Source organism: Microbulbifer aggregans (genome assembly GCF_020524005.1).
In the GTDB taxonomy this organism is placed as follows: Bacteria; Pseudomonadota; Gammaproteobacteria; order Pseudomonadales; family Cellvibrionaceae; genus Microbulbifer; species Microbulbifer aggregans_A.
Genome location: NZ_JAIVKK010000005.1, coordinates 154630 through 177702 on the forward strand (window position 1 = coordinate 154630; position 23073 = coordinate 177702).

23 protein-coding genes are annotated in these 23073 nt (G+C 57.0%); 3 read left to right on the forward strand and 20 right to left on the reverse strand.

Features of this window, described 5'->3' with window-relative positions; all coding sequences use genetic code 11:
• Positions 1–46 precede the first annotated feature (46 nt).
• Together lysS and prfB are read right to left on the reverse strand one after the other, a co-directional pair.
• Positions 47–1540 (reverse strand): lysine--tRNA ligase, encoded by a 1494-nt coding sequence (gene lysS, locus LC093_RS11270; protein WP_226664891.1) that lies wholly within the window; start codon positions 1538–1540, stop codon positions 47–49.
• Positions 1541–1845: 305 nt separating this feature from the next.
• Positions 1846–2941, reverse strand: a protein-coding gene (prfB, locus tag LC093_RS11275) for a peptide chain release factor 2 (RefSeq protein WP_226664892.1) whose coding sequence is annotated in 2 segments (ribosomal slippage) — positions 1846–2868 and positions 2870–2941 — 1095 coding nt in all. Because the reading frame shifts where the segments join, the coding sequence is not laid out codon by codon here.
• Positions 2942–3128: 187 nt separating this feature from the next.
• On the opposite strand from prfB, the gene LC093_RS11280 reads away from it, so the two are divergent.
• Positions 3129–4286, forward strand: coding sequence for a pectinesterase family protein (locus tag LC093_RS11280; RefSeq protein WP_226664893.1), 1158 nt, complete (start codon positions 3129–3131; stop codon positions 4284–4286).
• Positions 4287–4292: 6 nt separating this feature from the next.
• Here LC093_RS11280 and LC093_RS11285 read toward each other — a convergent pair whose 3' ends face one another.
• The 14 genes from LC093_RS11285 to ffh all read right to left on the reverse strand — a co-directional run bounded on the left by LC093_RS11285 (position 4293) and on the right by ffh (position 17473).
• Entirely contained in the window at positions 4293–4682 is a 390-nt protein-coding gene (locus tag LC093_RS11285) for a MerR family DNA-binding protein (protein WP_226664894.1), read from the reverse strand.
• A gap of 87 nt (positions 4683–4769) precedes the next feature.
• A complete protein-coding gene (locus LC093_RS11290; RefSeq protein WP_226664895.1) occupies positions 4770–5303 on the reverse strand; it encodes a hypothetical protein in 534 nt (177 codons plus the stop codon).
• 32 nt (positions 5304–5335) lie between these two features.
• Complete coding sequence (locus LC093_RS11295) at positions 5336–5968, reverse strand: LysE family translocator (protein WP_226664896.1); 633 nt, start codon at positions 5966–5968, stop codon at positions 5336–5338.
• A 22-nt stretch (positions 5969–5990) separates the two neighbouring features.
• Positions 5991–6902: a DMT family transporter gene (locus LC093_RS11300; RefSeq protein WP_226664897.1), complete on the reverse strand. Its 912-nt coding sequence runs from the start codon at positions 6900–6902 to the stop codon at positions 5991–5993.
• Between the two features lie 21 nt (positions 6903–6923).
• Positions 6924–8657, reverse strand: coding sequence for a single-stranded-DNA-specific exonuclease RecJ (gene recJ / locus LC093_RS11305; protein WP_226664898.1), 1734 nt, complete (start codon positions 8655–8657; stop codon positions 6924–6926).
• An 85-nt stretch (positions 8658–8742) separates the two neighbouring features.
• Positions 8743–10134, reverse strand: a complete 1392-nt coding sequence (gene thrC / locus LC093_RS11310) for a threonine synthase (protein WP_226664899.1) — start codon at positions 10132–10134, stop codon at positions 8743–8745.
• A gap of 73 nt (positions 10135–10207) precedes the next feature.
• Entirely contained in the window at positions 10208–11452 is a 1245-nt protein-coding gene (locus tag LC093_RS11315) for a homoserine dehydrogenase (protein ID WP_413231505.1), read from the reverse strand.
• 347 nt (positions 11453–11799) lie between these two features.
• Complete coding sequence (locus LC093_RS11320; RefSeq protein ID WP_226664900.1) at positions 11800–12558, reverse strand: DsbC family protein; 759 nt, start codon at positions 12556–12558, stop codon at positions 11800–11802.
• A gap of 231 nt (positions 12559–12789) precedes the next feature.
• Positions 12790–13683, reverse strand: a complete 894-nt coding sequence (gene xerD, locus LC093_RS11325) for a site-specific tyrosine recombinase XerD (RefSeq protein WP_319004922.1) — start codon at positions 13681–13683, stop codon at positions 12790–12792.
• 113 nt (positions 13684–13796) lie between these two features.
• Entirely contained in the window at positions 13797–14147 is a 351-nt protein-coding gene (gene rplS / locus LC093_RS11330; RefSeq protein ID WP_226664902.1) for a 50S ribosomal protein L19, read from the reverse strand.
• Between the two features lie 84 nt (positions 14148–14231).
• Positions 14232–14993 (reverse strand): tRNA (guanosine(37)-N1)-methyltransferase TrmD, encoded by a 762-nt coding sequence (gene trmD, locus LC093_RS11335; RefSeq protein WP_226664903.1) that lies wholly within the window; start codon positions 14991–14993, stop codon positions 14232–14234.
• A complete protein-coding gene (gene rimM, locus LC093_RS11340; RefSeq protein ID WP_226664904.1) occupies positions 14993–15541 on the reverse strand; it encodes a ribosome maturation factor RimM in 549 nt (182 codons plus the stop codon). The genes trmD and rimM overlap by 1 nt, the downstream gene beginning before the upstream one ends.
• 34 nt (positions 15542–15575) lie before the next feature.
• Positions 15576–15815 (reverse strand): 30S ribosomal protein S16, encoded by a 240-nt coding sequence (gene rpsP, locus LC093_RS11345; RefSeq protein WP_226664905.1) that lies wholly within the window; start codon positions 15813–15815, stop codon positions 15576–15578.
• Positions 15816–16051: 236 nt separating this feature from the next.
• A complete protein-coding gene (gene ffh / locus LC093_RS11350; RefSeq protein WP_226664906.1) occupies positions 16052–17473 on the reverse strand; it encodes a signal recognition particle protein in 1422 nt (473 codons plus the stop codon).
• Between the two features lie 201 nt (positions 17474–17674).
• Between ffh and LC093_RS11355 the strand changes: the two genes are divergently transcribed.
• Positions 17675–18487, forward strand: coding sequence for an inner membrane protein YpjD (locus LC093_RS11355; protein WP_226664907.1), 813 nt, complete (start codon positions 17675–17677; stop codon positions 18485–18487).
• 69 nt (positions 18488–18556) lie between these two features.
• Entirely contained in the window at positions 18557–19831 is a 1275-nt protein-coding gene (locus LC093_RS11360; protein WP_226664908.1) for an HlyC/CorC family transporter, read from the forward strand.
• A gap of 25 nt (positions 19832–19856) precedes the next feature.
• Here LC093_RS11360 and rnhB read toward each other — a convergent pair whose 3' ends face one another.
• From rnhB to fabZ, 4 genes are all read right to left on the reverse strand, one after another.
• Positions 19857–20471, reverse strand: a complete 615-nt coding sequence (rnhB, locus tag LC093_RS11365) for a ribonuclease HII (protein ID WP_226664909.1) — start codon at positions 20469–20471, stop codon at positions 19857–19859.
• 45 nt (positions 20472–20516) lie between these two features.
• Positions 20517–21656, reverse strand: coding sequence for a lipid-A-disaccharide synthase (gene lpxB, locus LC093_RS11370; protein ID WP_226665082.1), 1140 nt, complete (start codon positions 21654–21656; stop codon positions 20517–20519).
• 42 nt (positions 21657–21698) lie between these two features.
• The gene (lpxA, locus tag LC093_RS11375; protein WP_226664910.1) at positions 21699–22478 is read right to left on the reverse strand and encodes an acyl-ACP--UDP-N-acetylglucosamine O-acyltransferase; all 780 of its coding nucleotides are present in this window, start codon (positions 22476–22478) and stop codon (positions 21699–21701) included.
• Between the two features lie 92 nt (positions 22479–22570).
• Entirely contained in the window at positions 22571–23008 is a 438-nt protein-coding gene (fabZ, locus tag LC093_RS11380; protein WP_226664911.1) for a 3-hydroxyacyl-ACP dehydratase FabZ, read from the reverse strand.
• Positions 23009–23073: the final 65 nt, after the last annotated feature.

Sequence of the window (23073 nt, forward strand, 5' to 3'; positions counted from 1 at the left end):
CACCTCTCGGTCATCGCCTCTTTCAAACAGCACTTAACAGTGCTGATTAGTCGCTCTGTACTTCCGGACGCATATGCGGGAACAGCAGTACATCACGGATAGATGGCGAGTTCGTCAGCAGCATCACCAGGCGATCGATACCGATACCCTCACCGGCAGTCGGCGGCAGGCCGTATTCCAGTGCACGGATGTAGTCAGCGTCAAAGTGCATCGCTTCATCATCACCAGCATCTTTCTCGGCAACCTGCGCCTTGAAGCGCTCGGCCTGGTCTTCCGCGTCGTTCAGCTCCGAGAAGCCGTTTGCGATTTCGCGGCCACCGACGAAGAATTCGAAGCGGTCGGTCACGAATGGATTGTCGTCGTTGCGACGGGCCAGCGGCGACACTTCGGTCGGGTATTCAGTGATGAACGTCGGCTGATCGAGGCGGTGCTCGACAGTTTTTTCGAAGATTTCGATCTGAATTTTGCCCAGGCCCCAGATAGCCTTGAGCGGAATTTCCAGGCCTTCCGCTACCTTCTTCGCGCTTTCGATATTGTCGATATCAGAAGCTTTCAGCTCCGGGTTGTACTTGAGGATCGAGTCGAACACGCTGATACGGTCAAACGGCTTGGCAAAGTCATAGCTGCTGTCCTGGTACTGAACAGTCGTGCTGCCCAAGACATCGGTGCAGATACCGCGAATCATGTTCTCGGTAAGATCCATCAGGTCGTTGTAGTCCGCATACGCCTGGTAAAACTCGAGCATAGTGAACTCGGGGTTGTGGCGGGTAGACAGGCCTTCGTTGCGGAAGTTGCGGTTGATCTCGTACACGCGCTCAAAGCCGCCAACCACCAGGCGCTTCAGGTATAACTCCGGAGCAATACGCAGGTACATATCGATGTCCAGCGCATTGTGGTGCGTGATGAATGGACGTGCAGTGGCACCGCCTGGAATCACCTGCAGCATTGGCGTTTCCACTTCCATGAACTGGTTGTTATTCAGGAAGCTGCGGATGTAGCTAATGACTTCCGAACGAATACGAAACACATCGCGAGACTCCGGGGTGGCAATCAGGTCAACGTAGCGTTGACGATAGCGCATTTCCTGATCGGCAATGCCGTGGAACTTTTCCGGGAGCGGACGCAGAGCTTTGGTCAGCAGGCTGTACTCTTCACAGTTGACGTAAAGGTCGCCCTTGCCGGATTTGTGCAGCGTGCCTTTTACACCGACGATGTCACCGATATCCCAGGTTCCCCAGCGCTCTTTAATGTCTTTCTGGGCGGTCTTGTCGGCGTACAGCTGGATGCGGTCGGATACGTCCTGGATCACCATGAACGGGCCGCGTTTGGCGAGGATTCGGCCAGCGACGCAGGCGGTGTTACCGGCAGACTCCAGTTCTTCCTTGGTTTTTTCACCAAACTCTTTCTGCAGGTCGGCGGCGAGGTTTTCGCGGCGGAAGCTGTTCGGGAAGGCATTGCCCTTCTCGCGCATGGCACTGAGTTTCGCGCGGCGCTCGGCGATCAGTTTGTTTTCGTCTTGCTGAGTTGGTGTGTTGCTCATGGTTATCACATGTCTTTCTGTGTGTGTTGCGGACTTCGTAGCTTGTATTGAGCTCTGTTAGAAGCCCGTGCCGGTATAGCGCCGGCCATTCGATTTCGATTAAATTGCCGGGAGCAATTTAATACAGCGAAGCTGCCCGTAGGGCCGGGCACGCGGACGTGCCCGGTAAAATCGCTGTGAATACGTCCATGTACGCTGCGTCGGCGACGTCCCTGTCGCCGACGCTTTCGAAACTTATTCCCCGGCACTTGCCCTTCGTTTCCTGCCAAATTACTTCGATAGCAGGACTCGAAAGCAAACTGGCCTTAGAGGCCCGCCTTCAGGCTCGCTTCAATAAACTGATCCAGATCCCCATCCAGCACTGCCTGGCAGTTACTGGTCTGGACACTGGTGCGCAGGTCTTTAATGCGCTGGTCGTCCAGTACGTAGGAGCGGATCTGACTGCCCCAGCCGATGTCAGATTTACTCTCCTCCATCGCCTGCTTTTCAGCATTGCGCTTTTGCATTTCCTGCTCGTACAGTTTTGCACGCAGCATCTTCCACGCTTTGTCGCGGTTCTGGTGCTGTGAACGCTCACTCTGGCAGGCCACGACGATTCCGCTCGCAATATGCGTCAAGCGCACGGCGGAGTCGGTCTTGTTCACGTGCTGACCACCAGCGCCGGAGGCGCGGTAGGTGTCTTCGCGCACCTGGGACTTGTCCACTTCGATCTCGATGTTGTCATCGATCTCCGGCGAGACAAATACCGAGGTGAACGAGGTGTGGCGGCGGTTGCCGGAGTCAAACGGCGATTTGCGCACCAGGCGGTGTACGCCGGTTTCCGTGCGCAGCCAGCCAAATGCGTACTCGCCCTGGAAATGAATGGTGGCACTCTTGATACCGGCCACCTCACCTGCGGAAGCTTCTTCCAGGGTGGTCTTGAAGCCGTGTGCTTCACCCCAGCGCAGGTACATACGCAGTAGCATCTCTGCCCAATCCTGAGCTTCAGTACCGCCAGAGCCGGCCTGAATGTCGAGGTAGGCGTTGTTGGGGTCGGTTTCGCCGGAGAACATACGGCGGAACTCGAGGGTTTCCAGCTGCTGCTGGAGCGCGTTCAATTCGTTGGCGACTTCGTCAACCGAGTCCTCATCGCCCTCTTCCACGGCCATATCCAACAGCTCGCGGCTGTCGTTGATACCGGCATCGAGGTCTTCGATGGTTTTCACAACGGCTTCGAGAGAAGAGCGTTCACGCCCCAACTCCTGGGCGCGATCGGGGTCGTCCCACACACTGGGCTCTGCCAGCTCCAGCTCGACTTCGGTCAGGCGTTCTTTCTTGCCAGCGTAGTCAAAGATACCCCCTGAGAACGTCAGTGCGCTCTGCGAGGTCTTTCATCTGATTGAGAAGCGGATTGATTTCCATAGGTTCTGCGGGTTTCCGTCAGTTAAAGCGGCCGCGCATTCTACCTCAGTAAACCGCCAGAATTAAGGGGCCGCGAGAACAGGGTTCCTCCCCCCGGAGCCACTTGAGCCCCAACATAGGGCAACGCTAAAATGGCCTGACCAATAACAAAGAAAGATCAAGCCAATTGATATCAGAGATTTCACCTATGGCGACCCAACTCTTCCCGACTCTCCGGATTCCCGCCCTGACCACGGGCGGCCTACTGCTGTCGCTGCTGGCAGCCTGCGTGACTCCCGCGTGCGCTCAATCACCCGACTACCACGCCATTGTCAGCACTGAAAACACGCAGCAACAGGACACTCCGACCTACCCGACACTTGGCGCGGCCCTGGCAGCTGCCCCGGCCGACAGCCAGACCCAGTTCGTCATTTACCTGGCAAAGGGGCAGTACCGGGAAAAGGTGCTGGTGGACAAACCCAATATCCGACTGGTGGGTGCAGGGCGAGACCAGACCATCATCACCTATGACGACTACGCAGGTTTACCCTCTGGAGCCAACGGCGAGGCAATGGGCACCTTTTCCACCGCGACCCTCACGGTACAGGCAAAAGACTTCCAGGCCGAGAACCTCACCATCGAGAACAGCTTTGACTTTCTGGCCACCGATGCCCTGCCCAAAGGTCATAGGGACAAGATCAAAGGTACTCAGGCCGTCGCCCTGGAAACTGGCCTCAACAGTGATCGCGCCGCCTTCCGCAACATCCGCCTCACGGGTTATCAAGACACTCTGTTCCTGCAGGGCGGGAGAAGCTACTTTTTCGACAGCGTGATCGAAGGCAACGTGGATTTTATTTTTGGCGCCGGACAAGCGGTGTTCGAGAAGAGTGACATCGTCACGCGTCCGCGGGGCACGACACGGGAAACCGTTGGCTATGTGACCGCACCCAGCACTGACATCAACAACCGATTCGGACTGGTTTTCCTCAATTGCCGACTGCTGAAGGCGCCCGGTGTACCGGCAAACTCATCTCCCCTGGGGCGCCCATGGCACCCGACAACTACCTTTGCCGATGGGCGCTATGCCGACCCGAATGCAATCGGCGCCAGTGTATTTATCAACACCTATATGGAAGATCACATTACGAAAGATGGCTGGGCATCCATGCGCGGCACCAGCCGGGATGGCACGAAGAGCACCGTATTCACTCCGGAAAGCGCGCGCTTCTTCGAATTCGGCAGCCACGGCCCCGGCGCCGCCATCAACCCCAAGCGACGCCAGCTGACAAGCGAGTCTGTGAAGGATTACACCCTGCAGAATATTTTCGCGGACTGGCTGCCATCATTTGGGAAACCCGGGGAATAATGGCCGCTATTGGCCATTGGCCAACTGATTCAGAATTGCGCAGTCCGGAGAGTCATCACCGGCACAGGAGGCTTCCAGGCTGCGTAGACTATCGCGCATCTGCTGCAGACTCTGCAGCTGAGTTTCAACCTGGATCAGTTTTTCCTGTACCAGCAATTTGGCATCGTGGCTGCGACGGGAAGGGTTTCGGTACAGATTCAGCAGATCGCGTACTTCTTCAACCGCAAAACCACTGGCGCGAGCGCGCTGGATAAACTGGAGTGTCTCGACGTCGGCAAGAGAATACTCGCGATAGCCGTTTGGCCCACGGCCGGGGATGAGCAGCTTTACCGATTCGTAGTAGCGCAGGGCCTTGGTGCTGAGCCCGGCCCGCTTGGCGGCTTCGGATATGTTCATGGAAAACTCCTGCAAGGCTTGATAACCATGCAGGAGTTTCAGGGTTGCCGCAAGGGCAAGGTCAAGGCCCGCTCTGCAGCCAGGATTTCAGTGCGTCGGATTACGCGGGGAGCCGGTACCGGTGCTCGGCGGGCACTCTTTGAAGCGGTGGGGAACCTGGGACGCCGGGTCAAACCCCAACGCCAGTGCCGTGTCCAGCATGGTTGCTGGAATCCGATGCACAAGAATATCGCCAGTCGCGCCACCGCAGACTTGCGGATACATACGGTCCGTGCGTACGGCACAGCGGGACTCCGCCACACTGACACCACCCTGCTGCAGGGTAGCCCTGCTCTGCTCGAGCGAAATGCCACCGCCCTCGCACTGGCGATTACCCATCGGCTGCATCACCCATAGCGTGCTGCCATTGTCGCTGCGACTTTGCATCTTTCTCTCTCCTGCCATGTCCGGTACCGCTGGTTTCGAAACCGGCGCTATCGATTCCTCTTCCTGTGGCGCTGCCTGCTCGACAGCCGACTCGGGGGCTTTCTCTACCCCGGCACTCTTGTTCTGGCCACCGCAGGCTACCAGCGCCATTACAGCCAGAACCATTCCCCACAGAAGTATTCTCGATTTCGGCATAGGTCGACTCCCTGTTCGTATTTATCTCAGTGTCAGCTTAGCGCGAGCCATACCCCGACGCCCAGCATCAATGTGCCCGCGATGCGATTTATCAGGCGTACATTTTCACCCCGGTGCAGCAGTTTGCTCAAGGTACGCCCGCCAGCGGCGTAAATAAACATACACACCGTTTCCAGCAGCAAAATGATCGCGAGCAACACCGTCAGCTGCGGCGCCAAGGGGTAATCACTGTTGATGAATGGCGGCAGCAACGCAATAAAAAATGCCCATCCTTTGGGGTTCGCTACCGCAGTGACAAAACCCTGGGTAACGAGGGCCCTTGGTGAAACGGAAAGTTCTGAATCGGCGGACTCGCTCAACAGTACCAGCCGCCCGCGGGAGCGCCACATCTGAACACCGAGATACCCCAGGTAGAGCGCCCCCACATATTTGAAAACCTGGAAAGCCACCGGGTACTTGAGCATCAGTGTCGCGATCCCCATCACCGCCGCCAACGCCACCAGCGCCACGCCACACAGCTCGCCGATCATCATCCACATGGTGCGCCGCACCCCGACCGCCATACCGAGTGTAAGCGCCAGGGTCATACACATACCCGGGGTAATAGAGACGAAAAAGAACGTCGGCACAAACAGCGCCAATACCGCCCAGTCGATAACAGCCATGCTTCCCCCAGTACGCCGCGAATCAGTGATGGGTTCCGGTGTGATTGCCGTAATGGCTTACCAGCATGCCCCCAAGCATCAGGCCACAACCCACCAGCTCTCTGACTGTCAGCAACTCATTCAGGAACAACCACCCTGCCGCCAGTGCGAACACTGCTTCCAGGCTCATGATGACCGTGGCATGTGAAGGCGCCGCATGGCGCTGGGCCAACAACTGGAACGTAAATGCGATGGCCGTTGAAAAGATCATCATGTAGGCAATGGGCCAGGCAGAATCGATCGCAGATTGAAGCGTGGGCGTCTCCACGATCAGCGAGCCAAACCCGGACAGCAGGCCACACACCAGAAACTGTATGGCGGCCAGGCGCAGGGCATCGTAACGGTGTACAAAATAATCCGCTGACAGAACCTGAATCGCGAATACAAACGCACTAGCAAATACCATCAGGTCGCCGATCAGTTGAGCTTCCTGGCTGAAATCCGCCAGCCAGTACAGTCCCAACAGGGCCAGCGCAATCCCCGCCCAGGTCCAGCGATTGGTCTTGTGCCCGAGGGACAGGCCGATTACAGGCACCAGCAGCAGATAAAACCCGGTGATAAACCCAGCGCGTCCGGCCGTGGTGTACAGCAATGCGGCCTGCTGTAACGCAGCGCCGAGAAACAGCCAGAACCCCAGAATGGCTCCACCGGGCAGGCATTTGCGCCAGCGGTGGTGCACGGTCGCATCACCCTCTTCACCCGGTTGCAGGTCACGACGGGAGGAAAGCCAGTACACAACGGGAATCAACAGCAACCCGCCGAGAAAAAAACGCCAGGCATTGAATGCCAGCGGCTCGATATGCGCCATCGCAATTTTCTGCGGCACAAATGCCAGGCCCCAGAAAAGCGCAGCCAATACCAATAAAAATTCCGCCTGTACCTGCTTGCGGTTCATTCGGTGTTACCTCAAATAAAATTAGCGAACAGCCTCGAGGTGGCTGACCATCAGCTGCAGGGACTGCCTGCCGCGAAACTCGTTGATATCCAGTTTGAATGCCAGTCGTACGCGATCGACCTGCGCCGGCCAAACATCTGTATCGATGTTAAACGCGATGGCGTCAACTGCACGCTGGGGCTCCGCTGCAGGCGCCACCACCATCTTCAGGTGTTTTTCACCTACGATACGCTGCTGTAACAGCAAAAATTCACCATCGAACTGGGGTTCCGGGAAAGCCTGTCCCCACGGCGCACAGTCGCGTAACAACGCCGCGGTTTGCATGGAGAATTCCGCAGGGGCCAGCTCGCCGTCGGAATCAATCACAGCCTGTAACTGCGATTCACTCAAGCGATTGCGAACTGCAGTTTCAAATGCACGGGTGAAGGCTTCCAGGTTTTCTGCGGGCAGACTGAGGCCCGCAGCCATGGCGTGACCACCGTATTTACTGATCAGATCCGGATGTGTTGCCGCCACATCACTGAGGGCATCCCGAATATGCAGCCCGGGAATCGAGCGCGCTGAACCCTTGATCAAATTATTGTCGCCATCGGCAAAGGCGATTACCGGGCGGTGAAATTTTTCTTTGATACGGCTGGCCAGAATACCCACAACACCCTGATGCCAGGCCCCGTCGTACAGGCACAAACTCCACGGCAGCTCGCCACTGCCGAGCTGCAGCTTATCCAGCGCGGCCATTGCTTCCCGCTGCATCCCGGCCTCGATGGCCTTGCGATCACGGTTGAGGCCGTCCAGCTCGGAAGCCAGCTCCCGGGCTTCCTCGGTATCCTCTGTCAGCAGGCAGCGAATACCGGTACCAATATCATCCAGGCGACCAGCCGCATTGATCCGCGGACCGAGAATAAATCCGATATCGGTGGTGGAAAGGCGTGCGCGATCGCGCCCGGCCACCTCCATCAGCGCGTCGATCCCCGGCCGGCAGCGCCCGGCACGAATCCGCGCAATCCCCTGATACACCAGCACGCGGTTGTTGTGATCCAGGGGAACCAGATCCGCGACCGTACCCAGCGCTACCAGATCCAGGTACTCAGCCATATTGGGGGCACGGATACCGGACTCCTCGAACCAGCCCTGCTGCTGTAAGGCTGTACGCAGGCGGCTGAGCAGGTAAAAAATCACTCCCACACCAGCAAGATTCTTGCTGGGGAACGCACAACCTGGCTGGTTGGGGTTAACAATGGCATCCGCCTCAGGCAGCTCGCTGCCCGGCAAATGGTGATCGGTGACAATGACTTTCAGCCCGGCGGCTTTTGCCGCAGCAACACCATCGATACTGCTGATGCCATTATCAACCGTAATCAGAAGATCCGGCTCATATTCGCGTGCGACCTCGACAATTTCAGGTGTGAGCCCATAGCCAAATTCGAAACGGTTGGGCACCAGAAAATCCACCGGTCCCGCACCCAGCGCGCCTAGCGCCAGTACCGCCAGGGTACTGCTGGTTGCACCGTCGGCATCGAAGTCACCAACAATCAGAATTTTTTGCTGTTTCTGTACCGCTTCAACCAATAGCGCTACGGCGGCTTCGACACCCCGCATAGCCGCCGGGTTGTGCAGCCGGGCCAACTGGTGGTCCAGTGCTTCCTCACTGGTTACCCCTCGCCCCAGCAGAACACGCTGCAGAATTATCGGTGTGGAGGAAGAAAAACGGCCAGTGGACAAATCCACTGGCCGTCGTCGAATGATCGCGCTCATCAAATCCGGTCGCTCTGGTTAGTTCCAGTCAAGCCGGCATTCCCACCGGCAAAACGCCATTCTAACCCAGCCCCACCGGCGGGACTCAACCCAGAGAGTGCGAGATAAAATCGTGTACTGCAGAGAGGTCGTTTTCCAGAACTTGCAACCGTTCTTCGCGCTCCATCAGGTCCTGCATGTGATGGGGCAGAGGTACACGGGTGCCCGGCAGGGCCTTGTCCACCGCGTCGCTGAACTTGGCCGGATGCGCGGTAGCCAGACAGACCATGGGCTCTGCTGCGGATTTGCGGGCGCGCCGCGCCGCTTCTACGCCAATCGCGGTATGCGGATCGAGCAGGTATTCGGTGGACTCGAATACCTCGCGAATCACATCCACGGTACGCGCATCATCCACGCGCTCCGAGGAGAAGAGCCCGCGGGCCTTATCCAGAGCCGCTGCAGAAAGCTCAAGGGGTGCACTGCGATCAGACAGCAGTTCGGCAATTGCGCCACCATCACGGCCGTACAGGTCAAACAGCAACCGCTCAAAATTACTGGACACCATAATGTCCATACTCGGTGACAGACTGTGTACCAGCGGTTTCGGTGAGTGATCGTTAGCACTGATACAGCGGTGCAGAATATCGTTCGCATTGGTCGCGATCACCAGCTGATTGATCGGCAGCCCCATCCCCCTGGCCAGGTAGCCGGCAAAGATATCGCCAAAATTACCGGTCGGGACGGAGAAATTTACCGGGCGATGCGGGCCGCCAAGGCTCAGCGCCGCATAAAAGTAATATACGATCTGGGCCATGATGCGCGCCCAGTTAATGGAGTTCACCGCCACCAGACGACGACCATCGGGCAGGAATGATTGATCGGCAAAACTGGCCTTGACCATGTTTTGACAGTCGTCGAAATTCCCCTCCAGTGCGATGTTGTACACATTGTCCGATTGCACTGTGGTCATCTGCTTGCGCTGCACTTCTGACACCCGGTTGTGCGGGTGCAGAATGAAGATGTCGATATTCTCGCAGTGGCGGCAACCTTCGATGGCAGCAGATCCGGTATCTCCGGAAGTCGCCCCCAGAACCACCACCTTCTCACCGCGCTTCTTCAACAGCAGATCGAACAGCTGGCCGAGGAACTGCAGGGCAAAGTCTTTAAACGCAAGGGTTGGCCCCTGGAACAGCTCCAGGATCCACTCATTGTGAGCCGTCTGCACCAGCGGCGCGATGGCGTCGTGACGGAAATTGGCATACGCGCGGTCGATAATGCCGCGCATCTCATCTTCCGAGAGGTCCTCGGAGACAAATGGCCACATGATACGAAACGCGAGCTCCTGGTAATTGAGGCCGGCCATGTCCGCGATTTCCTCGCGGCTGAATTGCGGCAGTTTTTCCGGGACATACAGACCGCCATCACTGGCGAGACCGGTCAGAACGGTATCTGCAAAACTGAGAGACGGCGCACGGCCGCGGGTGCTGATAAATTTCACGACAAATCAGGTTCTGGTTCAGTGAAAATGGATAACCGGGGCCAGAGCCCCGGTCAGGAGAGTTGCGTCAGGGTCAGCCCAGGGGTTCAACGCGGATGTGTACTACCGGCCCCTGAATACTGTCGAGTGCCTCAAGCTGGCTTACCGCTTCCTGTAACTGCGCTTCACGCGCGCGGCTTGTCAGCAAGACCACCGGCACCAGCTCTTCGCCCTCGGCAGGCTCGTGCTGGATCAGCGCCTCGATACTGATGCCCTGATTGCTGCAAATGGTTGCGACCTTGGACATGACACCAGGCTTGTCAAAGGCGGAAATACGCATGTAATAGCTGGTTTCAGTCTCACTCATCGGCAATACCTCATCGATATCACCCTGACTGTCCTGTGTGACGCCTGCAAGCGGTACGCGCTGATCAGGGCGTACATGCAGAGCCCTGGCGACATCAACGATATCAGCGATCACAGCGGATGCCGTGGCCTCTGAGCCGGCACCTGCGCCGTAATACAGGGTGGGACCCACCGCATCACCGTGCACCAGCACCGCGTTCATCACCCCGTTTACATTGGCAATCAGCCTGCGCTGGGGAATCAATGTCGGATGCACACGCAACTCGACACCCTCGCTGGTGCGGCGGGCAATCCCCAGATGCTTGATCCGGTAACCCAGTTCGTCAGCGTAACGAATGTCCTCCTGGGACACCCCGCTAATCCCCTCTGTATACACCTTGTCAAAGGCCAGCGGCATACCAAAAGCCAGCGATGCCATGATCACCAGCTTATGGGCCGCGTCTATACCTTCCACATCAAATGTGGGGTCGGCCTCTGCATAGCCGAGTGCCTGGGCCTGCGCCAGAGCTTCATCAAAGCTGCGCCCCTTTTCCCGCATCTCAGTCAGGATGTAGTTACCGGTGCCATTGATAATCCCTGCAAGCCACTGGATACGGTTACCCACCAGCCCTTCACGCAATGATTTGATGATCGGAATACCACCAGCCACCGCCGCCTCGTAGGCAATGGTCACGCCCTTCTCCGCTGCTGCGGCGAACAGCTCATTGCCATGCTCGGCGATGAGCGCCTTGTTCGCTGTCACCACGTGCTTGCCATTGGCAATAGCGGTCAGCACCAGTTCACGGGCAACTGTAGTACCACCGATCAGCTCCACGAGGATATCAACCTCAGGGTTGGCAGCGACGTCAAAAATTTCCCGGGTGATATTCAAGTGGCTGGTATCGCAGGCAGGATTGTCCCGCCGCGCGCCGATCTGAACAATTTCGACTAACCGCCCACAGCGCGCAGCTATCTCCTGACAGTTGCGCATCATGACATTGACGGTACCGCTACCTACGGTACCAAGCCCGCAGATACCAATACGCACCGCGGAAGCACTGTCTGCAGAAGTGGATTTAGATGTTTCTTTGGCCTGGATGGCCCCATCGGCAAATGCGCTCACAACTTCCCTCCGCGCATGATCATCTTGAATACCGCGCAATAACTGGCGGATAAATCCCAAAAAGGCCGACAACCTTACTGAGATAAGAGGGAAATTGTCAATAAAATTGCGCATCCCGGTCAAACCTTGCGCAATTTTATAAAAAACTCGGCGGGAATACGTGAAGACAGGCGAGATCGAACCCGGGGCGTGTCAAACGACACACCCCAACGCCTGAATCAGATACCCAGGGCTTTCACCAGAGTATCAGGGGGCAGGTAACCTGGCACCACAGTGCCATCTTCCATCACGATCGTGGGAGTACCGCGCACATCAATTGATTCGTTACCCAGCTTGTACTGGGCCGCGACCGGATTGTTCTTACATACATCAAGCGGCACGTTTTCACGATTTTTCAGCTTGGTCAACGTGGCATTAGGGTCGTCAGCACACCAGGCGGTAGCAATTTTCCGATACCCCTGAGAGTTTAAGCCCGCGCGAGGGAATGCCAGGTAGCGCACTTCGATACCGCGGCGGTTCAACTCCGGAACATCGTCGTGAAGCTTGCGGCAGTAGCCGCAGTCAACATCGGTAAAAACGTAGATATGCGCCTTGGGCTTGCCCTTGGGCGAAAACACGATCATGTCATCAATACTCTGACTTTCCATGATCGAAGCTCTCTGGCGAGTGCGTCGCTGCTCAGACAGGTTGACGACCTGCTTGGGCGAGACCTCGAACAGGTCACCCGCAATGAAGTGGCCGCCATCTTTAGACACGAATAGGATGTTGCCGCCGTCCACTTCGACTTCGTACAACCCCTCCACCGGACTTTCGCGTACTTCACCAATAGTCGCGCGCGGGTTGCCGGCCGTAAGCTTGGCTTTGATCTGCTTGGCAACATTGGTATCCACATCTGCGTGGGCAACCTGCCCCGCCAGTGCTGCAATTGCGCCAGCTAGCGCCAGCAGGCGAGCCGACCGCAAGGAAAATAAGGTCATTACGTATGTACTCCGGTCATATTCGTCGTTTCGACTCCGACAGCGAGCGCCGGTTCCAGCCAGTATGGCAGCAATTTACGACGATGTTTTTGTACGGCGGTTTTTACTACATTCCGCAACTCAGTTCCAATCGGATCATTTTGCCCCAGCTCACCGCGCCGCGCCGGGATACGCTACACACTCTGAACACTGGAGCGCGATCGCCCCAGCAGCGCCCTGCCCCCCTCACGGCTAGCCCCGGGGGTGGTGCTCCCCGTGCAAGGCCTGAAGGCGCGCACGCGCCACATGGGTGTAAATCTGCGTTGTGGAGAGGTCTGTATGCCCCAGTAACAGCTGCACGACCCTCAGGTCCGCCCCATGATTCAATAAGTGCGTGGCAAACGCATGTCGCAATGTGTGTGGCGAAAGGGGTTTACCAATGCCGGCAACCGTCGCCCAATGTTTGATGCGGTACCAGAATGTTTGCCGCGTCATAGGCTCGCCGCCGCGACCGGGAAAACAGGCATCACTCTCCCCGGGAGGGAGTAGCTGCGGGCGAGCCTCACTAAAATAGCGCTGCAACCATTCTTCCGCCGCTTGCCCCATGGGCACCAGCCGCTCTTTGCGCCCCTTACCAAAAACACGCACAACGCCCTGCCGCAGGCTCACCTGCGACACCCTTAACCCAACCAACTCGGACACCCTGAGCCCACAGGCATAGAGCAGTTCAAGCATGGCGCGATCACGGAGCCCGATGGGCGTTTCTATTTCCGGCGCCGCCAGAAGAAGCTCAACATCCTGCTCGGAAAGTGATTTCGGCAGGGGTTTTGGCAACCTGGGGTTGTCTACCAGCGCCACCGGGTCCTGCTCAATCAGGCGCTGCCGCAAGCAAAACCGGTAAAAACTGCGGAATGCGGCCAGCGCCCTCGCACTGGAGCGCGCAGACTGGCCGCCGGCTTGCTTTCTGCCGAGATACCCGAGCACATCTTCACGCCCCACACCCAACAGGTCTCCCCCCTGCTCGTCACAATAATTCGCAAAGGCTTTGACGTCGCGCCCATAAGCCGCGCGGGTATGCTCGCTTGCACCACGTTCCGCCCAGAGCATATCCAGCCATGACGTAATCAGGTGCAGATGTTGATCCATTTGTTTCATACAGGCATTAAATCACACTGAAAGGGAGCAAAAGCGCGCATACCCATGTATTTCGGGCATAAAAAAACCGGAGCCAGGCTCCGGTTTTTTCCACAAAGAAAAACTTAGTTCAGTTTTTCTTTGATTCGAGCTGCTTTACCAGTCAGGTTGCGCAGGTAGTACAGCTTCGCCTGGCGCACGTCACCGCGACGCTTGACGCTGATGCTGTCAACCAGCGGGCTGTGAGTCTGGAAGGTACGCTCAACGCCAACACCGTGAGAAATCTTGCGCACGGTGAAAGAAGAGTTCAAGCCGCGATTACGCTTCGCGATAACAACACCTTCAAACGCCTGCAGACGCTCGCGGTTACCTTCTTTTACCTTCACCTGAACAATGATGGTGTCACCCGGAGCAAATTCCGGCAGTTCGGCTTTCAGCTGCTCTTGTTCCAGCTGCTGGATGATTTTGTTGGTCATTTGGAGTTCTCCAAAAGGATTTTATGTAGCCTCACGGCTAGATCACCGGATTACTCTCGCCTCACGGCGAACCCGACATTAATTCTACTCCCCGGAGTTCTGCTCGTGCAGGAACTCGTCCAGCAGCCGAGACTGCTCCGGGGTTAGCGCCAGCTTGTCTAACAAGTCAGGTCGGCGCTGCTGTGTACGCCCCAGGGCCTGCTTGAGGCGCCATAGGCGAATCTTTTCGTGGTTACCGGAAAGCAACACCTCCGGAACCGCCCTGCCCTGATAATTTTCCGGGCGGGTATAGTGTGGGCAGTCTAACAGCCCCTGGGCAAAGGAATCCTCCACCGCAGACTGATTGTGACCAAGCGCCCCGGGTATCAGGCGGGTAACTGTATCCACCAAAACCATGGCGGCGAGCTCACCACCACTCAGGACGTAGTCACCAATAGACCACTCTTCATCAATCAGGGTTTCGACGATACGCTCGTCGATGCCTTCATAGCGCCCGGCCAACAACACCAGGTTGCCGCTGTCAGCCAACTGCTCCACGCCACCCTGATCCAGCTGCCGCCCTTGCGGGGACAGGTAAATCGTACGCGCACTTCCGGCCTCTTCCGCCCAGTTACGGGCATCAGTCAACGCCTGGGACAGAGGCTCAGCCAGCATTACCATCCCCGGTCCACCCCCGTAAGGGCGATCGTCGACAGTGCGATGGCGGTCACTGGTGTAATCACGCGGATTCCAACAGCGAACCTCGAGCAAACCGTCCTTCACTGCCCGACCACTGATACCGTAGTCAGTCAGAGCGGTAAACATCTCCGGAAAGATACTTACCAGCGCAATGCGCTTGACAGCCATCAGAATTCAGGGTCCCAATCGACGTGAATAACACCAGCGACCAGATCCACTGCGGTAATGAATTCACCGGGCAGATAAGGAATGAGACGCTCGCGCCCATCCACTCCACCGCGCACAACCAGGACATCATTCGCCCCAGTTTCCATTATCCGCTGCACCTGCCCAAACTGGTATTCACTGCCGTCAAACTGGCTTACCACCTGCAAACCCTGCAACTGATGCCAGTAGTACTCGCCTTCTTCCAGCTGCGGCAATTCGCTACCGGAAACGGCGATATCCCGCTGGCAGTATTGCGCAGCGAGGTCACGGTCATCGACACCCTTGATGTGAACAACCAGCCCTTTACCGTGCTGTTTACCCGCATCAATTTCGATGGGTTGCCACTGTGCGCCACCGTGGGCACCGGGCACCTGCAGCTGCCACTGGGAGAACCGCAGGATATTTTCCATGGGCTCGGTATAGGAATGCACCTTTACCCAACCCCGGACTCCGTATACGGAAGTGATACGTCCAACGGTGACCAGCTCATTCGCTGTACTTTCAGCCACAGACGTACCTCCTGCCAGAATCCGACGGTGCGGATCAGGCAGTTTCTTTCAGCAGCTTGCTGACGCGGTCAGACACTTGCGCGCCTTGACCCACCCAAAATTCAACGCGCTCGCGATCCACACGCAGACGCTCTTCCTGACCGCGTGCAACCGGGTTGAAAAAGCCAACACGCTCAATGAAACGACCGTCGCGGGATTTGCGGCTGTCGGTCACAGTCAGGTGATAAAACGGGCGCTTCTTCGCACCACCACGAGCCAAACGAATGGTTACCATGTAGCTATCCTGTAGTTTCAACACTAGCCGGTCGCAATTGCAAACCGGGGGATTTCCGCCTCGCGGCGGTAACACAGACCCTGCAAAAACAAAATCTGCTTTAAAATCAATTAACAGCAAGCACAGGCCCGCTGAAAGGCGGCGTATTCTAATGTACACACCAGGGTTTGTATAGCGCCAGTTGCAAACCCGGCAAAACCCCTGCCAGCACCCCAAAAACCGCCGCGACAGACCTCTTACTTCTTGCGGAAACCGGGTGGCAGACCGCCAGGCATACCGCCACCGAGCCCACCGCCAAGACCACCTGCGCCACCCATGCCCGGGAGACCGCCCATGCCGCGCATAAGCTTGCCCATACCACCACCCTTGAGCTTTTTCATCATCTTGCCCATCTGCTTGTGCTGTTTGAGCAGGCGATTCAGATCCTGAATCTGGGTGCCGGAGCCCATTGTAATACGGCGTTTGCGAGAGCCGTTCAACAATTCGGGATTGCGCCGCTCTTCAGGCGTCATGGAGCCGATCATAGCGTCCATACGACGAAATTCTTTACCCATGTCGGCCTTCTGGGCCGCCTGTGCCAGACCGCCCATACCCGGCATCTTGTCCATCAGGGCTCCCAGGCCACCCATGTTCTGCATCTGCTGCAGCTGATCTCGCAAGTCTTCCAGGTCGAACCCTTTGCCCTTCTGGACTTTCTTGACGAGCTTCTCAGCCTTGGACTTGTCGATGGTCTGCTCGGCCTGCTCGATCAGGGACAGGATGTCGCCCATACCCAGGATCCGCGAGGCGATCCGGTCCGGGTGGAATGTCTCGAGCGCGTCCGTCTTTTCACCAACACCGATAAACTTGATCGGCTTGCCAGTCACATGCCGGACAGACAGTGCCGCACCACCGCGGGCATCACCATCGGCCTTGGTGAGGATGACACCGGTAAGCGGCAGGGCATCATTGAAGACACTGGCGGTGTTCACCGCGTCCTGCCCGATCATCGCATCGATCACGAACAGGGTTTCCGCAGGATCCAGCGCCTTGTGCAGCCCACGGATCTCATCCATCAGCTGCTCATCAATATGCAAGCGACCGGCCGTGTCCACAATCAGTACATCGGCGAACTGCTTGCGAGCAGCATCGACCGCACCCATCGCGATATCCACCGGCTTCTGATCCGGCGACGACGGGTGAAACAGGGCGCCGACCTCTCCAGCCAGCGTCTCGAGCTGCTTGATGGCAGCAGGACGGTAGACGTCCGCACTCACCACCATAACCTTTTTCTTTTCGCGCTCCTGAAGGTATTTGGAGAGCTTGGCCACACTAGTGGTTTTACCCGCACCCTGCAGGCCCGCCATCAGGATCACGGCCGGCGGCTGAACAGCAAGGTTCAGCGGGGTAGCAGCCTCACCCATCACACTGACCAACTCGTCCTGAACAATCTTGACGAACTGCTGGCCCGGATTCAGGGCCTTACTCACTTTCTGGCCAACGGCGGCGGCTCGCACCTGCTGCACAAACGCCTTGACGACTGGCAGCGCCACATCGGCCTCAAGCAATGCTTTGCGCACTTCGCGCAACGTATCGCGGATATTGTCGTCCGTCAGACGCGCCTTACCCGTAACCTTTTTTAAAGCTGACGATAAACGGTCGCTCAGGTTGTCGAACATATCACCTTCTCAATCGCAATTTTGGCTGGCAGCGGGCCCCTGGCCCGGAAAACGCGGCAGTATATCCCAGCGGGACGCGTTTGTCGGGCGCGGATTATATACATCTCACACCTCAATCGCCCATCTCGCCCCACCCACACCCTCTCCTGCCCTTTCCAGCGCCGGCGCGCTGTGACAAACTCCCCGCCACGAAAATAATTGATGGAAGATTCGATGGCGGGTCTCGCCCACTGGACGGCAATAGCACTGTACATAGTCACTACAGGCGTAGCGGCTACGGCCCTTATTCGCCAGCGTCAGCCCAGCAAATCACTGTTCCTGGGACTGCTCACCTGTGCCCTGATCGCCCACGGTATTTCCCTCAAGCATATTCTGCTCGCCGACTCCGGGTTTCGATTCGACCTGTCGGCCATGCTGTCCCTGATTGCCTGGTCAGTCATGCTGCTGCTTCTGATCCTTTCCCGGAGACACCAGCTGACACTTTTAATCCTCGCCGCAACGCCACTTGCTGCCATCGCGGAGCTCGCTGCCGTACACGCCTGGGGTGGCGTACCCCCGCGCCAACAAATATCGCCCGGCATCGCCGCACACGCTCTACTTTCCATCTCAGCCTATTCCATGCTGACGCTGGCCACCCTACAGGCCCTCTACCTCTACTGGCTCAACCAGCAGCTCCATAACCACCGTCCGTCCGGGGCCAGTCGCTTCCTGCCGCCACTACAGACGATGGAAAGCCTGCTGTTTGGCCTGATCGCATTTGGCCAACTATTGCTAACCGCATCGCTCCTCACCGGCGCACTGTTCATGGAGGATATGTTCGCCCAACACCTGGTACACAAAACCGCTCTCTCCATCCTCGCCTGGATCCTGTACAGCATTCTGCTGTGGGGACACTGGAAGCAAGGCTGGCGTGGAAATACCGCCGTTCGCTGGACGCTGAGTGCCTTTGCTGTACTGATGCTGGCCTTTTTTGGCAGCAAACTGGCACTGGAAGTCATTTTGCACCGGGGCTAGCAGACCCAAACTTGCGAGCCGGGACAATCTGTTCCAATATCGCCCTATTCCCAAAAAAAGAGTTCCCCCTTGAACGAGATACCGCTCGGCCTGCTATTTGCATTGCTGGCTCTGCTGATTGCCATTTCCGCCTTCTTCTCCAGCTCCGAAACCAGCATGATGGCGCTCAATCGCTATCGTCTGCGCCACCAGGCGAAAAGCGGTCACCGCGGCGCCAAACGCGCCATGGAGATGCTCGCTCGCCCGGACAAGCTCATTGGCGTGATCCTGATCGGCAACAATCTGGTCAACATCCTCGCCTCGGTTATTGCCGGCGCAGTATTTACCAGCCTGTATGGCGATGCCGGCCTGGCCTATGCCACCATCGCACTTACGCTGATCATCCTCATATTTGCAGAGGTCACACCAAAGACCATCGCCGCCCTGCACCCGGAAAAAATTGCCTTCCCGGCCACCCTCATCCTGCGCCCACTGCTTTGGCTGCTCGCCCCGGTGGTATGGCTGGTGAGCAGCATCTCCAACCTGCTTGCACGCCTGGTCGGCGTGGAGACAACGGATCAGGGTGGCGAGGCGGAACACCTGGCCCCGGAAGAGCTTCGTTCCGTCGTGTTTGAATCCGGCGCACTCCTGCCCACCAAGCACAAAGGCATGCTGCTCAACGTGCTCGACCTCGACCAGGCCACGGTGGAAGACATCATGATCCCCCGCAACGAGGTCGTAGGTGTCGATCTGGACCACTCCGCAGAACAGATACTCGCGCAGCTCGCAGAGAGCAGTTACACCCGACTCCCGGTTTATCGCGGCGACATCAACCAGGTGGTAGGTATCCTGCACCTGCGTCGCGCAGCACAGATTCTTCGCGACGGGCCTGAGAAGCTTACGGCCGACACTCTAAAGGCCCACCTGAATGACCCCTACTTCGTCCCGGAAGCCACGCCGCTACCGACGCTACTGATGAACTTTCAGCAGAAAAAGCGCCGCATGGGCCTTGTGGTAGACGAGTATGGAGAAGTGATGGGAATCGTAACGCTGGAAGACCTGCTGGAAGAAATCGTTGGCGATTTCACAGCCAGCCCGGTACCCAGCGATGACGAGGAAATCGTCGCCCAGGAAGACGGCTGGTACCTTATTGATGGCGGCACCTCGATCCGGGAAATCAACCGAACCCTGCACTGGGAGCTCCCCACTGACGGCCCCAAAACCCTGAACGGCCTGATCATGGAACACCTGGAAAGCATCCCCGAAGGCAACATCAGCCTGTACCTGCAGACCTACCTGATCGAAATCATGGAAGTCTCAGAGAAAATGATCACCAGCGCCCGCATAAAACAAATGGGCGGCTAAACGCCGCCCATCAAACACCTAACTCTTAAATCAATTCCAGCTGCCGCTTCACCGGCCCAAAACTGCGCCGGTGAACAGGCGTTGGCCCCAGGCGCTCCAGGGCCTCCATATGCACCTTGGTGGGATAGCCTTTGTGGCCAGCCAATCCGTAACCGGGAAAACGCTGATCGAGCTCCACCATTTCACGGTCACGAGTTACTTTCGCCAGTATGGAAGCCGCAGCAATTTCTGCTACGCGGTCATCACCCTTCACCACCGTATCGCAAGCATAAGCCCACACGGGCTTGCGGTTTCCATCCACCAAGACAAACTCCGGCTGCAGGGAAAGCTGCTCAACCGCGCGTCGCATTGCCAGAAGACTCGCCTGCAAAATATTCAGCTGGTCGATTTCTTCGACCGAAGCACGCGCGATTGCGAAAGAACGAGCCTTTGCACGTATTTCATCGAAGAGGTGTTCGCGCTTCTTTTCAGTGAGTTTTTTGGAATCTGCGAGCCCCTCAATAGGCTGGAGCGGATCCAGAATCACAGCTGCGGCTACGACATCACCAGCCAAAGGCCCTCTGCCTACCTCGTCGACGCCGGCCAAATAATCGCCATCATAGGCACAGACATAGGGAGGGAGAGGTTTTTTGTTGGTCATCGGCTGAACTGGCAGTAATAAAAGGTTGGAAGAAGTCGATCAGAGTCAGGAAGACTTGCGAGACTCAAGTAGCCGGTAAACGGCCTCAGCCGCTCGCTCGGAGGCATCGCGACGCAGCTGCTGGTGCAACTCGCTAAACTCCCGCTGCAACTGGTCCAGCAGCAACGGATCGTCAAAATATTGCAGAATTGCCGCACCCAACGCCTCGGGCGTGGCGTCATCCTGCAAAATTTCCGGCACCAGCTCTCGCTGCGCCAATAGATTTGGCAGGGATACCCAGGGAGTGTGCAGCATCCGTGAAAATATTGCGTAAGAAAGCGCTGCCATCTTGTAGGCAACCACCATCGGCTTACCCATCAGCATCGTCTCCAGCGTCGCGGTACCTGAGGCGATCAAAACTGTATCCGCGGCCGCCAGTGCTGTTTGTGAATCGCCATCCAATAGCGTCAACGGCAACTCTGCACCACCCGGCATTTCCGCAATCTGGGCTTCCAGCTGTTGCCGGCGTTCGTCACTGGCAGCGGGCAATACAAACTTTAACCCCGGACGGCGCTGATGACACCACTTGGCCGCGTGCAAAAACAGCGGCCCAAGCAGACGCACCTCCCCCCCCCGGCTTCCCGGCAACAGCGCCACCAGCTGATCATCGCCAGAGAAACCCAGCTTTTTCCGGGCAGCCGCCACGTCAACATCCAGTGGAATATCATCCGCCAGCGGGTGCCCCACGAAGGTCACAGGTACCTCGTGCTCGCGATAAAAGTCCGCCTCAAACGGCAACAAGGTAAGGATATGATCTACTGCGCGGGCAATTTTTTTGATGCGCCCACGCCGCCAGGCCCACACCGATGGACTCACATAGTGAACGGTAGGAATACCAGCGGCACGGAGCGACTCTTCCAATCCGAGGTTAAAGTCCGGCGAATCTATACCGATAAAAACGTCTGGTGGATTCTGAATAAAATGCTGGCGAAGCGTCCGGCGGATTTTGAGCAGTTCAGGCAAGCGCTTCAAAGGCTCAACCAGCCCCATTACCGATAGCCTTTCCATCGGAAACAGCGATTCTGCACCGAGCGCCTGCATCCTCGGACCGGCAATACCGACCACCTCAACCTGCGCATACCGCTTCTGCAGGGCGGCAATCAGCCCCGCACCCAGAATATCCCCTGACGCCTCACCTGCGAGCATTCCCACTCGCAGAGTAGCCTTGTTATCCGCCACCCAAATACCTCAGCGAACAATGCCGCGCGTGGATGTTGTAAGTGAATCAATCCAGGGCTGAACCACTGCGGATTGCTGGCGCAATTCCGCCAGAGATTCCAGCGCCTCATCAGTCGTAAGGCCCCGTCGATAAACGACCTTATACGCCTTGTTGATCAGTGCGATATCCTCGCGACTGAAGCCCCGACGGCGCAAACCTTCTGCATTGATCGTCTTGGCCTCTGCGGGATTCCCGGCAACCATTACGTAAGCAGGAACATCTTTCCCCACCCCAGCGCCCATACCGGTAAACGCATGCTCACCAATCGTGCAGTGCTGGTGCACCAGGGTATAACCACTGAGAATTGCCCAATCCTTCACAATGACGTGCCCGGCAAGCGCGACGTTGTTCACCAGAATGGTGTTATTTCCGATCACACTGTCATGACCAATATGGGCATAGGCCATAAGCAGGTTTCCGTCACCTATCGTGGTTTCCCCACGATCCTGCACCGTACCGCGATGGATAGTGACCCCTTCTCGAATGACATTGTCATCGCCGATAACCAACGTGGTCGGCTCGCCACGGTATTTTTTATCAGGTGTATCCTGACCTACCGTCGCAAACTGGTAAATCCGATTGTTCTTTCCGAGCCTGGTTGGACCGCTCAAGACGACGTGCGAAGTAAGCTCGCAGCCATCTCCGATCTCCACATCTGCCCCGACCACCGAATACGGCCCGATTTGCACCCCTTCACCAATTTTTGCCGACTCGTCGACAATTGCGGTTGGGTGAATATTGGTTTCCATTCTGTAACTTTCTCCTCGCCGGCATAGGGCTACGGCGCAGGTACTTTACTCCCGGGTGAAAAATGGAATATCAGCTATTCCGCACACCCGGTTCAGACTTTTTTCACCGCACAGAGGATATCTGCAGATGCGGCCAGCTCTCCATCAACGCTCGCCTTGCCGGCAAATTTCCAAATGCCACGGCGCTCGGAAACTACTTCCGACTCAAGCTGTAAACGATCACCAGGAACTACCTGACGCTTAAACCGGACATTATCAATACCAGCAAAAAGGTAGAGGTAACCGTCTTCCGGCTTTTGACCCAGCGATTTGAAACCGAGAATACCGGAAACCTGAGCCAGTGCCTCAACAATCATAACGCCCGGAAAAATAGGCATTTCCGGAAAGTGCCCATTAAACACCTCTTCGTTTATGGAGATGTTTTTATACCCCTTGATCCACTTACCTTCTTCCAGCTCAACAACGCGATCCACCAGAAGGAAAGGATAGCGGTGTGGAAGGTATTGACGAATTTCCCGAACGTCCATCATGACGAATTGTCCCCAGAAACCACTTCGGGGCGTCGAACGCCCCGAAAATAACCAATTGAACTATT

Bases quoted from the DNA above. Each gene is read 5' to 3' on its own strand.
- lysS (WP_226664891.1), bottom strand. From the start codon at position 1,540: ATGAGCAACACACCAACTCAGCAAGACGAAAACAAACTGATCGCCGAG.
- LC093_RS11280 (WP_226664893.1), top strand. From the start codon at position 3,129: ATGGCGACCCAACTCTTCCCGACTCTCCGGATTCCCGCCCTGACCACG.
- LC093_RS11285 (WP_226664894.1), bottom strand. From the start codon at position 4,682: ATGAACATATCCGAAGCCGCCAAGCGGGCCGGGCTCAGCACCAAGGCC.
- LC093_RS11290 (WP_226664895.1), bottom strand. From the start codon at position 5,303: ATGCCGAAATCGAGAATACTTCTGTGGGGAATGGTTCTGGCTGTAATG.
- LC093_RS11295 (WP_226664896.1), bottom strand. From the start codon at position 5,968: ATGGCTGTTATCGACTGGGCGGTATTGGCGCTGTTTGTGCCGACGTTC.
- LC093_RS11300 (WP_226664897.1), bottom strand. From the start codon at position 6,902: ATGAACCGCAAGCAGGTACAGGCGGAATTTTTATTGGTATTGGCTGCG.
- recJ (WP_226664898.1), bottom strand. From the start codon at position 8,657: ATGAGCGCGATCATTCGACGACGGCCAGTGGATTTGTCCACTGGCCGT.
- LC093_RS11315 (WP_413231505.1), bottom strand. From the start codon at position 11,452: ATGATGCGCAACTGTCAGGAGATAGCTGCGCGCTGTGGGCGGTTAGTC.
- LC093_RS11320 (WP_226664900.1), bottom strand. From the start codon at position 12,558: ATGACCTTATTTTCCTTGCGGTCGGCTCGCCTGCTGGCGCTAGCTGGC.
- xerD (WP_319004922.1), bottom strand. From the start codon at position 13,683: ATGGATCAACATCTGCACCTGATTACGTCATGGCTGGATATGCTCTGG.
- rplS (WP_226664902.1), bottom strand. From the start codon at position 14,147: ATGACCAACAAAATCATCCAGCAGCTGGAACAAGAGCAGCTGAAAGCC.
- trmD (WP_226664903.1), bottom strand. From the start codon at position 14,993: ATGGCTGTCAAGCGCATTGCGCTGGTAAGTATCTTTCCGGAGATGTTT.
- rpsP (WP_226664905.1), bottom strand. From the start codon at position 15,815: ATGGTAACCATTCGTTTGGCTCGTGGTGGTGCGAAGAAGCGCCCGTTT.
- ffh (WP_226664906.1), bottom strand. From the start codon at position 17,473: ATGTTCGACAACCTGAGCGACCGTTTATCGTCAGCTTTAAAAAAGGTT.
- LC093_RS11355 (WP_226664907.1), top strand. From the start codon at position 17,675: ATGGAAGATTCGATGGCGGGTCTCGCCCACTGGACGGCAATAGCACTG.
- rnhB (WP_226664909.1), bottom strand. From the start codon at position 20,471: ATGACCAACAAAAAACCTCTCCCTCCCTATGTCTGTGCCTATGATGGC.
- lpxB (WP_226665082.1), bottom strand. From the start codon at position 21,656: ATGCTCGCAGGTGAGGCGTCAGGGGATATTCTGGGTGCGGGGCTGATT.
- lpxA (WP_226664910.1), bottom strand. From the start codon at position 22,478: ATGGAAACCAATATTCACCCAACCGCAATTGTCGACGAGTCGGCAAAA.
- fabZ (WP_226664911.1), bottom strand. From the start codon at position 23,008: ATGATGGACGTTCGGGAAATTCGTCAATACCTTCCACACCGCTATCCT.